At 67.7% G+C, this 11,447-nt stretch carries 9 protein-coding genes and 1 pseudogene; 5 read left to right on the forward strand and 5 right to left on the reverse strand.

Annotated elements, in window-relative coordinates:
• Positions 1-150, reverse strand: a complete 150-nt coding sequence (gene mftA / locus ON22_RS35315; RefSeq protein ID WP_063820641.1) for a mycofactocin precursor MftA — start codon at positions 148-150, stop codon at positions 1-3.
• A 276-nt stretch (positions 151-426) separates the two neighbouring features.
• Between mftA and mftR2 the strand changes: the two genes are divergently transcribed.
• Positions 427-1,077: a mycofactocin system transcriptional regulator MftR2 gene (gene mftR2, locus ON22_RS22770; RefSeq protein WP_231508756.1), complete on the forward strand. Its 651-nt coding sequence runs from the start codon at positions 427-429 to the stop codon at positions 1,075-1,077.
• Positions 1,078-1,143: 66 nt separating this feature from the next.
• The gene (locus ON22_RS22775; RefSeq protein ID WP_033246932.1) at positions 1,144-2,199 is read left to right on the forward strand and encodes a ferredoxin--NADP reductase; all 1,056 of its coding nucleotides are present in this window, start codon (positions 1,144-1,146) and stop codon (positions 2,197-2,199) included.
• 231 nt (positions 2,200-2,430) lie between these two features.
• On the opposite strand, the gene ON22_RS22780 is transcribed toward ON22_RS22775, so the two are convergent.
• On the reverse strand, positions 2,431-3,189 hold the full coding sequence (locus tag ON22_RS22780) for a glutamate racemase (protein WP_033246933.1): 759 nt from the start codon (positions 3,187-3,189) through the stop codon (positions 2,431-2,433).
• Positions 3,190-3,199: 10 nt separating this feature from the next.
• A complete protein-coding gene (locus ON22_RS22785; RefSeq protein ID WP_033246934.1) occupies positions 3,200-4,399 on the reverse strand; it encodes an NAD(P)/FAD-dependent oxidoreductase in 1,200 nt (399 codons plus the stop codon).
• Positions 4,400-4,621: 222 nt separating this feature from the next.
• On the opposite strand from ON22_RS22785, the gene ON22_RS22790 reads away from it, so the two are divergent.
• Both ON22_RS22790 and ON22_RS22795 read left to right on the forward strand, forming a co-directional pair.
• Positions 4,622-4,978 (forward strand): SPW repeat protein, encoded by a 357-nt coding sequence (locus ON22_RS22790; protein WP_033246935.1) that lies wholly within the window; start codon positions 4,622-4,624, stop codon positions 4,976-4,978.
• A gap of 404 nt (positions 4,979-5,382) precedes the next feature.
• The gene (locus ON22_RS22795) at positions 5,383-7,494 is read left to right on the forward strand and encodes a hypothetical protein (protein ID WP_033246936.1); all 2,112 of its coding nucleotides are present in this window, start codon (positions 5,383-5,385) and stop codon (positions 7,492-7,494) included.
• Between the two features lie 208 nt (positions 7,495-7,702).
• Here ON22_RS22795 and ON22_RS22800 read toward each other — a convergent pair whose 3' ends face one another.
• Both ON22_RS22800 and ON22_RS38595 read right to left on the reverse strand, forming a co-directional pair.
• Positions 7,703-8,476, reverse strand: coding sequence for a helix-turn-helix transcriptional regulator (locus ON22_RS22800; RefSeq protein WP_255218551.1), 774 nt, complete (start codon positions 8,474-8,476; stop codon positions 7,703-7,705).
• A gap of 131 nt (positions 8,477-8,607) precedes the next feature.
• A pseudogene (locus ON22_RS38595) lies at positions 8,608-8,745 on the reverse strand (HTH domain-containing protein); the annotation flags it as partial.
• Positions 8,746-8,813: 68 nt separating this feature from the next.
• Between ON22_RS38595 and ON22_RS22805 the strand changes: the two are divergent.
• Positions 8,814-10,067, forward strand: coding sequence for an FAD-dependent oxidoreductase (locus ON22_RS22805; protein ID WP_033246937.1), 1,254 nt, complete (start codon positions 8,814-8,816; stop codon positions 10,065-10,067).
• The last annotated feature ends 1,380 nt before the right edge of the window (positions 10,068-11,447 follow it).

Here is an 11,447-nt window from a genome sequence, read left to right on the forward strand (position 1 = left end):
TCAGTAGACGCCGCACATACCGTCGATGGACACCTCTTCGATCAAGGTCTCCTCGACGATGGGAGCGTCCTCGCTCACCTGGTTCTCGACTGTGCCGATCGGTCCGCGGTGATCGGTTTCTGCCGGTCCGAAGGAACGGTTGTCCGCCATGGCTACCTCCACTGATTGGCGCCTGCGCCGGCCAGGGGCTGCCACGACGCTGTCCCGCGGTACCGCGTCGGATACCGCCGGTGAGCCGTGGCACAGTGCCGGCGCTGCGGTCGCCGGATGCGACCGCAGTCACACCATAACGTCATACACTGACAAAAAGAAAGGGTTTTCGAGTAATGTGGACGCTCACGCCGGAACGCGACCTCTAGACTGCGGGGGCAAAAGCAGCTGAACAGAACGTGACGGGCGCATGCCGCCCAGCATGTAGAGGTGGCAATGGGAGTCGTGCGAATGCAGACGAGCGGGGGCGGGGGCGGCAACGGCAGCACCCTCTCGGAGACGGAGATCGTCGAGGCGGCACTCCGGGTCGTGCGTGCCGATGGGGTGGAGAAATTATCCATGCGGCGGCTCTCGCGCGAGCTGGGCGTCTCCCCCATGGCTCCCTACTACTACGTAGCCGATAAGCGTGAACTACTCGACCTGGTCGCCACGGCCGCGCTCGCCGGGGTCCGCAAACCTCCACCCGAGTCGGGAACATGGCAGGACCGGCTGATCGATCTACTCGCTCAGATCGACGAACGCCTGCGCCGTCACCCCGGCCTGGGTGACATTCTCATCGAGCAGATGCTCGGTAAACAGCTCGACCTGATCGCCGCGATCATGGAGATCCTCTACGAGGCAGGCTTCGAGGACCGCAACGTCCTGGCCGGTTACGCGACCATCCACACCTACCTGTTCGGCCGCCGCCGGGTGAATCCGCGCAATCTCGACACCCCACCCGATGTGGTGATGCCGGAGCGAGTTGCCCGCGCAATGGAATACCTGCCCGATCTGCGCGGCAAATACTCCTACGATTTCGGGGTCGGCGTGCTGGTCGCCGGACTCGAGGGTCAGCTCACTCGACAACAGGCAGCCGGCATAGGCTAAAATTGAAACACGTTCTAGTTTTGCCGTAGGCGGATGCCAACGGCCACCAGGTGTCGAGAGGACGAGATGACCACCGTCGAAGTGCCCCATGGCTCACGATCCGTCGTACTCCGGGTCGCCCAGGTCATCGCGGAAACCACCGACGCGAGCTCGCTGGTCTTCGAGGTACCGGAGCAGGCCCGGGAAAAGTTCAACTACCAGCCCGGCCAGTTCCTCACCCTGCGCATCCCCAGCGACCGCACCGGGTCGGTGGCGCGATGCTATTCGCTGGCCAGTTCCCCCTTCACCGACGACCTGCCGAAGGTCACGGTGAAGCGGACCAAAGACGGATACGGCTCCAACTGGCTCTGCGACAACATCAAACCGGGCGACGAACTGGAGGTCCTTCCGCCCTCGGGCGTATTCACCCCCAAGGACCTCGACGACGAACTGCTCCTCTGCGCCGGCGGCAGCGGCATCACCCCCGTGATGTCGATCCTCAAATCCGCGCTGGACCGCGGCACCGGCCGGATCGTGCTCTTCTACGCCAACCGCGACCCCGAATCGGTCATCTTCGCCACCGAACTACGCGAGCTGGCAGAGAAGAACCCGCAACGGCTGGTCGTCCTGCACTGGCTGGAAACCGTCCAGGGCCTGCCGACGGTCGCCGCGCTCGCCGAACTGTTCCGGCCCTACACCAGCTACGCAGCATTCATGTGCGGACCGAAACCGTTCATGGACGGCGTCCACGACGCCCTCGGCCAACTCGGTGTCCCGCGCAACCGGACCCACGCCGAAATCTTCAACTCCCTCGCCGGCGACCCCTTCGCCGACAGCGCGCCCCTCGAGATCTCCGCGGAGGAAGCCGCCGACGCGGCCACCGTCGAAGTGGAACTGGACGGCGAGGTCCACAACCTCAGCTGGCCGCGGAAACAGACCCTGGTCGACATCATGCTCGACAAAGGTCTCGATGTGCCCTATTCGTGCCAGGAAGGCGAATGCGGATCCTGCGCCTGCACGGTGCTGGAGGGCAAGGTCGAAATGGAGAACGCCGAAATTCTGGATCCCGAGGACATCGAGGCCGGTTATATCCTCGGCTGCCAGGCGCGGCCGGTTACGGATCGTCTGCGCATCCAGTTCTGAGAGTTGAAGGCGGCTTCGGGGGCTGTAACTCTGGAGCCGCTCCGCGGCTCGAGGTCGGGGCCCTATCAACCCGGTTCTTCACTCCTCCGCTCCTCCGCTTCACTCCCCCGCTCCGTCGCTCCAGAACCGGGCGGGCCCCACCCGTGGGGTGTGAGTATCCGAAGAGGGGAGGCATGGTGATGAGCGCTGGGTGGGATGGGGCAGACGAACACGGTGGGCCGCTCGGCGGCGCTAACCCGCGCCGAGGAGCCGGCCGGATTCGTAGGCGGCGGCGCCTGGAGGTAGTTCGCCCGGACGGCCACTGAGGTAGACGCTGACGGTGCCGTTTCCACTGCCCGGGTTGCCCAGCTCGTCCATCCGGCGGACCGTTTGCGCGGCGACGGCCTGGGCGCTGTCGAACAGCCGGACGCCTTCCGGCAGCGCGGCGACGATCGTGTCCACGACCAGCGGGTAGTGGGTGCAGCCGAGTACGACGCCCTCGACGTCGGCGGGTGTGCGGGCGGCGGCATCGGTGACCGAGGCGCGGATCGCGGTCATATCGCCGCGGTCCACGGCCTCTGCCAGGCCGTGGCAGGCCACACCCGTAACGGTCGCGTCGCCGCCGAAGCGGGCGATCAGATCGGCTTGGTACGGGCTTGCGGTGGTCGCCGCGGTCGCCCAGACCGCGACCGCGCGGCATACCGCGGCCGCCGGTTTGATCGCCGGCACGGTGCCCACCACCGGCACCTGCGGGCCCAGATCCGCGCGGACCTGTTCGAGCGCGGTCACGCTGGCGGTATTGCACGGCAGCACCACCACTTCCGCGCCCAGATCCCGCGCGCTACGCGCGGCCGACACCACCCGGTCGACAACCCACTCCTGCGGTTTCGGACCCCACGGCGCGCCGTCCGGGTCCAACCGGAGCAGGAGATCCACATCGGGGCGCAGCTTGCGCAGCCACGCTGCGGTGGGCAGCAGCCCGAAACCCGAATCGATGAGCGCGACGATCACACCGAACAGGTTATTGAGTGGCGCCGAGCAGTTCCTCCACCGGGGCGGCCGCGGCGATCGCGGCCCGCATCTTCATCACCCGGCCGGTCATACCGGCGCCCACCACACCGGCCAGCCGGCCTTCGCGGATGTAGTAGGCGAGGAACTTGCGGCCGTCGTCGGCGAGGATGCGGATCTCGTCGGACGCGCGTGGCGTGCCCAGGGCCTGGATCTTGAGGTCGTACTGGTCGCTCCAGAAGTACGGCACCTGCGGCGTGCTCGGTGGTTCGACGCCCAGCAGCGCACCGGTGAGCAGTTTGGCCTGTTCACCCGCATTGGTCCAGTGTTCGATCCGGCGGTGCTCGCCGGTCGGGGTGCGCCAGGCCGCGACGTCGCCCACCGCCCAGACTCCGGGCACGCTGGTGCGCCCGGCCTCGTCGGCGAACACACCGCCACCGGCCGTGGGTTCGGCCAGTTCAATCCCGGAATCGGCCAGCCAGTCGGTGACCGGCCGGGACCCGATCCCGACGACCACCAGCTGCGCCGGCACTTCCGAACCGTCGGCGAGCCGGGCACCACGGACCCGGCCGTCCGGATCGGCCAGCAGGGTGTCGACACCGATACCGCAGCGCAGATCGACCTTTTCGGCACGGTGCAGGCGGGCCACCAGTTCGCCGACTTCCGCGCCGAGCACACCGGCCAGCGGGGTGGGCTGTGGTTCCACCAGCACCACGGACAGCCCCTCCGCGCGAAGGCTGGCAGCGAGTTCACAGCCGATGAATCCGGCACCGATGATCAGCGCGTGCTCGGCGGCCCGCGCGCCCGCACGGATGGCGACGGCGTCGTCGTGGCTGCGCAGTACATGGACGCCGGTGACATCCTCGGTGCCGGGCAGTTTGCGCGGGGTGAGACCGGTGGCGATCACGAGGTGTTCGTATTCCACGGCCGAACCGTCGGCCAGCCGCACCTTCTTGACAGCGGTGTCCACGCCTACGGCCGCGGTTTTCAGGCGAAGGTCGATATCTTTCTCGCCGTAGAACTCTTGCGGGCGCAGCGGCGTCGAGTCGATTTCGCCGCGCACGAACTGTTTGGACAGGGGCGGGCGGTCGTAGGGCGCATGCGCCTCGTCACCGATAACCACCAGTTCCCCGGCGTACCCGGCGCGGCGCAGCTCCTCGGCGGTGCGCAGCCCGGCCAGGCCGGCACCGGCTATCACGATCGGCGCGGACATACCGAACTCCCTCCCGCGGCCCGCTCGCGCCGCGCCTGAAACAGGTTCTAGAAAATGGTGTAGCCCACCCTAACTTGGACGGCCCGGTGGAGGCCAGCGACGCCTTACGCATCGTTTCGCCGCGCAATCGTGTCCATTGCGATATCGACCGGCCCCCCTTGGGGCAGCTATACCGAGGTCAGGCCCTGTCAACGGACCTGTATCCACTTTCAGGAGGCCACTATGTTCACCGAAAGCCGGACCCAGGATTTCCTGGCCGTCATACTCGGAGCCTTCACCGCCCTGTCGCCGATCTGGGTCGCCACCAATGATCGCGCCGTCTGGACGATGATCGTGCTCGGGGTGCTCATCGCGCTGACCGGGCTCGCCCAGATGTACCGGCCGTCGATGGCGGCCACGGATTACGCCATGGGCCTGTTCGGCGCGCTGCTGTTCCTCGCGCCCTGGGTCATGGACTACACCGCGTACAACGGCGCCGCGTGGACGTCGTGGGTCGTCGGTCTGGTCACCGTGGTTCTCGCGGTCGCGGCACTGCCCGCCGTCGCAGGACGAATGCACCGGGCAGCACCGCACCACTGATCCCGCGCGGCACCGGTCTACCCGCCGGCGGCACCGGCGGGTAGGGCGTTGCGGTTTCGTCCGGAGCAGGCCCCCGGTTGCGCACGCACCCACCGTGGGGGCAACACCAGTCGCGTCCAGGGGCACCGACTAGGCACATTTGCGCCATCGCACCGGAGGTGAGCCGGCCCGGCGCAGCAGCTCGTGTCCGAGTGGCCCAGCCACCGGACCGGTCCTCGCCCCGCTACTCGACATCTCGTCGTCGAAGCACGTCAACGCGGCGTGTCCGTAACGCGACGAGCCTGCGTCCCAGCGAACAGTGATCACGACACCGATGTAATCCTCGTCACCCCGGGCGCTCCGTCGGGAGATGAGGTGCTTCGCGCACTAGAACGAAGCCCACCCGGGTGGGTAAGAATGAGCGCATGGATGCCGAAAATGCCAGCCTCGGAGACGAACGCCGCGCCCGCCCGGAGGAGTACGGGCGCGGGCAGAACAACTCCGAGTCGAGGGGCTTCGCCGGCTTCGGATCCAACGGATTCGATTCGGCGGAGGGGTCGAACGGCGCCACGAACCGGCCCGAGTCCGTTCCGGACCGCGGTTACACGTGGACCCCCGCACCACTGTCCACCCCACACCAGAACCCGCAGAACACCGGTGGTTCAGCGGCTCTCGACCCGTTCGCTGCCTGGAACACCTCGGGTGTCATCGGCGACGCGCCGGGGGTCCAGATGATGAGCCAAGCGGAGCCCGAGCCGAATTCCCGTTTCACCACACCACCGGCCGACGGCCCCCCGTATATACCGGACGACACTCCCGAAACCACGGCCTTGCCCACCCGCTCCGCGGCGACCGGCGGATCGCATCAGGCCCCCGGCCAGGCCGATTCCGCGGCGCTGCCACGTATTTCCCAGCCCGGCGGTCCATCGCCCGCGCTGTCGTCACAGCGGATACCGATGCCGGCGCCGTACCAACCGGATGCGCAGCACCCCGACGAGCTGACCGTACCGTCCGGCGGCCCGGCCCAGTTGTCCGGCGCGACAACCACTCAACTGCCCACCGCGGAGCAGAACGAGGAGAGCGGCTCCGGAAAGCCGTTGCCGACGCGGGGAGATCCCGCGTCCTATCGCCCGGCACCCACCGAAACCGATTCCTTCGGTGGTTCGTCCGCCGATACGGGTTCCCTGCCCAGCTGGCTCAGCTCCATCGGCGACGAACCGGTACCGCAGGCCCTCGAAAGCGGCGGCAGGCGCCGTAAATCGGCGCTGACCGAACCGGCCGAATCCGACGCCGAACAGTTCAATCCGTTCGAAGACCAGCACCGCCCCGGAGAATCCGGCGCCCGTTCCGGCGACCCCTATGAGCTGCATGCCACCGCAGCCGATTCGGTCGAAGGTTCCGCACCGGCCTTGTCCGCTCTCCCCACCCGTTCGCCGCACGGGCAGACCCCCACGCCGGCGTCCGCCACGGAGGAAGACTCCGCCCTGCCTGCCCTGCCTGCCCGCCGCCTGCCTCGGTCCGCTGCCCGCCACACCCCTGCGGGAATCGAGGACGCGCCCACTCCCGGCAACGGCGAAGCACCCGCGCTGGACACCGCGGCCGCGGACCCGCAGCGGACGTCTCCGCAGCTCGATACCCCGGAATCGGGCGCGGCCGCCGAACCTGCCGCCCCGCGCCGGATGCCACGGTCCGCGTCGCGGTACAAACCGGCGAGCGAAGGCTCCGCGGGCCGGGAACCGGATTCCGCTGTATTCCGCGCCACGGAGCCGGTAGGCGATGCCGATTCCGGCGACCAGGGCAGCGATTCCCCGCCGGAAGCCGACGCACCCCCGCGACTCGCGCCACCGTCGGACAGCACTCCCATACTCGATCGTCTGCTCGATCCCGAGCCGGCACACAGCACCGAACCCGACGACGACGCCGCCCCCGTCTCCGAAATCCTCTCCCGAATCCTGGACTCCGAACAGGACGCACCCGGTTCCCGCCATTCCGAGCCGACCCCCCAACCCGAACCCGTTACCGCCGAGGCAGCGGCAGACCCGCTGCCCACTCCACGCCGCGGCACTTCCTCACCATTGACTCTGGTGCCCGACGAATCCCGTACCGCACCGGAAGCGCTGACCGGCGGCGACGAGTCGCGCCCACCACTGGAAACGCGCCGCTCCCGGCGCGCTCGGGAAGCCGCGGAAGCCGCACCGGCCGACCGGCCGGAGCCGATCGAGGCCGAACCCGGCACCCCAGGTCTCGCCGAACCGGAGCTCGGTCCGGTACCGGCCGAGCCCGCGTCCCGGCACAGCCGCAGCGAGGAAGGCGCGGATATCGATATCCACCTCATCATGCGTTTGCTCACCGCCAGTGATGATCTCGAGGTACTCGCCGGACAGGCCGAAGCCGGCGAGGTTTCGGCGGACGAGGTCGCCCGCGCCGCACGGGAGGCCCGCGCCGCGGTCCTGTCGGCGGTAACCGCCTGGTACGGCGGGCCCGCTCAGATGGTGAAGTTCGCCAACGCGCTCCTGCAGGCCGCCCGCGAATCCTGAACCGGCGCCACACCGGGCTATCGGTGCCGGCCGAACACGCCGGTCGGCGGATTCGAGAACTCCGGCGGGCCGGGCGATGGTCCCGACAGCCGGGTGCACTTCGGCGAACCCTGCGCATCCGGCGGCCACCGTGGAGCTCGAGGTCACCCGGCCGATATCGGCCTGACCGACGGGCGCCCGCCACGGAGCGCAACCGCAGGGCTGGAGTTCACGGACGTGTCCCTGCCGTCGGCAAGCCCGTGCCTGCGGCCGCCCGGAATCGGTGCGCAAGCCGGTGACAGGCTGCCACCAGTTCGGCGGGTTGAACATCAGTGAGGTCGGTGTCGAAGGTGGCCAGCAGTCCTGCGATACCGGCCCACGACCAAGCGCCGACGGTGAGGCGGCAGTGGCCGGAATCGAGGTGTTCGACAACCGATCCGCCGGGTGCCCAGCGCGCGACCGTCTCCGCCGGAAGATCGAGCCGGGCGCTTCCGGTGCACTCCCACGCGGCTGGTGTGTCGCCGCGGTCGTAGGTGGTCATGACCAGGTGGGCGACATCGCCTCCGGGTAGTTCTCGCGGAGTGAACCGAATTCCCGTGGGAGCGTGCAGGTGAAGACGGTCGAGGCGATGCACGCGCCAGGCATCGTCGGCGTGATCGAACCCGACCAGGTACCAGCGGCCTGCCCAGACCACCAGATGATGGGGTTCGATGCGCCGGGCCGGACTGAACCCGGCCGTACCGGGAACCGGGCGGGTACCGCCGGGGCCGAGAGTTTCGGCGATCAGCACCTCGTGCCGATGGACCGCACCACCCGCGACCTGTAGCGCCACCGCCTGGATGGGCGGCGCCGGGAACTCCCAGTAGTTCTGCAACCTGGTGAGCCGTAGCGCTTCCACCGCCTGGCGCAGCCTGGTGGGCATGATCTGTTCGAGGGCCTCCAGGGCCCGTGTGGCGTCCTCGGCGAGCCCCGACACGGTGTGCGGCGCCGTTTGCAGGGCCACCGCAACGGCCAGGGCCTGATCGCTGTCGAACAGCAGTGGTGGCAGCGTATGCCCGGCCCCGAGCCGGTACCCCCGGCCGGGCCGCGCAGCGAGGCCACCGGATAGCCGAGCCGGCGCAGCGTGTCGATATCCCGCCGCACCGTCCGCTCACTGACCTCCAGCCGGGCGGCGAGCTCACCGCGCGACCAGCTCCGACGGGCGGTGAGCAGCGACAGCAGGCGTAGTGCACGCCGGGAAGTTTCGGCCACCGGCACCAAAGTAGTGGACATTCGGCGGCCACTACCGATGGCACTGTCGGTGCCCGGAAGTAATCCACCACGAATCCGGGAGACCGATAGTGCGCATCATCATCGCCGGGGGCGGAATCGGCGGCCTGGCATTGGCCGCCGGGCTGCGCCGGCACGAATTCGAGGTCTCGGTTTACGATCGCGATCTCGATATCACGCAGACCGGGGGCTACCACATCACCCTCGACGGCCGGGCACAGGCGGCACTTCAGGAGCTTGTCGCGCCGGAAATCTTCGAACGGCTGCTGGGCTCGTCCTCGGCGTTGCGCTTGCGAACCCGCGATGCCTTCTGGGACCGGCACGGCCGGCTGCTGGGGCACGGTCCGCGGCTCGACGACAACCCGGGCGTCGATATCGACCGCATTACCCTGCGAACGATCCTGGCCGACGCGGTCGGCGCCGACCTGCACCTGGGTTCGCCGGTCACCGATATCGCCCGCACGGCCACCGGCGCACCGCAAGCGGTACTCGCCGACGGATCCACGGTGCCGGGCGATCTGCTGGTGGGCGCAGACGGCGCCCACTCGCTGGTCGCGCGCCGATTGGCGGGCGGTCCGACCAACGAACCGACCGGAATCATCGGCTTCTCCGGCCGCACCACCGCCAGCGATCTCGGTGCCACCGAGCAGCAGCGGCTCGGGGCACGCTCGAGCATGGTGCTCGGACCGCACGCCACGGCGCTGTACATCGGTTTCCTCGACCCGGTCGGCCATGCCGTCCTGGATACGCCCCGTCCCAGCGAGGCGATCACAACCGGCCCCACCTACATCTGGGGCGCCATGTTCGCCGAATCCGCGACCGATTCGCTGCGCGCGCTACAGGGCGCCGAGCTGCGGTCGGCGCTGCTCACCGCGTTCGATCGCGAAGGCTGGCGCCGATCCGCACTCGAGGTCGTCGAACGCGCCGAACCCGGCAGTATCGCGGCGTTCCGCTTCAATGCCGCCTCGACCCGGGCTCGGGACCTCGCCCCTTGGCCGGCCGGCTCGGTCACCGCGCTCGGCGACGCGGTCCATGCCACCCCGCCCACCGCGGGTATGGGCGCCGGGGCTGCCATCCAGGACGCCGCGAGCCTGGTCACCGCCCTGCGCGCGGTCTCGGCAGGCATGGTGACCCTGCCTGTAGCGGTGAGCCGGTTCGAGGCGGATATGCGGGTGCGCGGCAGCGAAGTACTGCTCGCGGCCATGCGCACCGTGCGGTTGATACGTGCCACCGGTTCGCCGCTCGGCGCAGGCGCCACCACCGCCACCGCCTCGGTTCTGGCCACCGCCCGACTACTCGGGCGCAAGCGCTTCACCTCTCCATGAGCAGAACCGACCAGCGCGGGTTCTGGAGCCGCCGATCAGAGGCGACGCCGAAAAGCTATCAGCAGCAATACTCCAGGGAGCAGGCGCCACTACAGAGCGGAGTTCGGCTGCCCCACAGGGGCTTTCCGGCTCACGGAGACAGTCGTAACCAAGGTGGGCGTTGGCTGGATGATCTACGCTGGACCCCATGCTCAGAAATAATGCGAGCGAATTCTCCCGGCGTTCGCGGCAGTGACTGCCACGGCACAGGAAGTTATGAAGAGGCTGGCCAAGGCGATCAACACAAAGATCGACCGGGCAGCTTTTGATTGTGCACGTCCCTTGAACGATGTGGCCGACGGCCTCGGCGAGGCCTTACGAGCGGCAGGGAAGGCCGACCGTGACGGGTCTGGTCCGATAATTGCCGAGATCCGTGGCGCAGACGAATACGGAGAACCTGCGGTATTCTCGCCCGACAGTGTATTATTCGACGTCCTGAGGGACCGACACGGCCCACGCGGAATCGGTTTCCCGACCAAGAGCCAGGACAAATCCGAGTATGTCGCATGGACACGCCTTGCCGGAGAAAAAATCGATAGAGAGTTCAACCACTTCTGGCCGGCTTCGAGGGTGGACACAAGGGAATTGGGTTTGACGAGAGACCCCTTCCCTCAACCCCTTCCCAATACAGGGAACCAAGAGACCAGCCGCGGCATTCTCGTAATTTCACACGCCAATCCAGATGGATTCGCCGTCAAAGTAAGAACAGAGGGACCACCGAACCTGAAATCCGTATCCGCCCCCCTGGGTACATTTTCCGTACTCACCGGAAATAGAATGCCGGGATTTATGGCACACACTGGGACTCCCCGACTCATATATCCCAGTCGGAATATATTCCTGGGCGGAGCGGAGTACGGACGATTACTTGCGGCAAAAAAGCCCGAGCTGGATGCTGCCGCCGAGACGCCCGACAGTCCGATACGAATGCTTTCCTGTAGCGCGGGGTCACATGAAGGCGATGCCGCCGAGAGTGCAGCAGCCTCTTTGCGGGCCAATGGGGTGGATCGGGAGGTTCAGGCCGCAACAGATTCCGTATTCTTGGCTACAGAGTACAGAAGAACCTCGTTCGGGCATGAAGCCGATTATGGATCCTCAGTGATCGGTATCGCCGGACGCGGAGACTCGGATGGCAATGTACTGACCGGGTGGCGAACTTTCCCGGAATCACCCCCCGGGGCCGGCTGATGATGCTTATTACTCAGTGCCTACGTCAGGCGTATGGGGTTAAAAAATGTGCATCGAGAGATGCTTGCCATCTGCCGCCGCTGGTTCGCTGCATACACCCCGATCGTTTTCGGCTGGGTTTTGCCGCCCACCAACTCGGCGCGGCAGTTGCCG

Origin of the sequence: Nocardia carnea NBRC 14403 (genome assembly GCF_000308515.1) — a bacterium.
GTDB classification, from domain to species: domain Bacteria; phylum Actinomycetota; class Actinomycetes; order Mycobacteriales; family Mycobacteriaceae; genus Nocardia; species Nocardia carnea.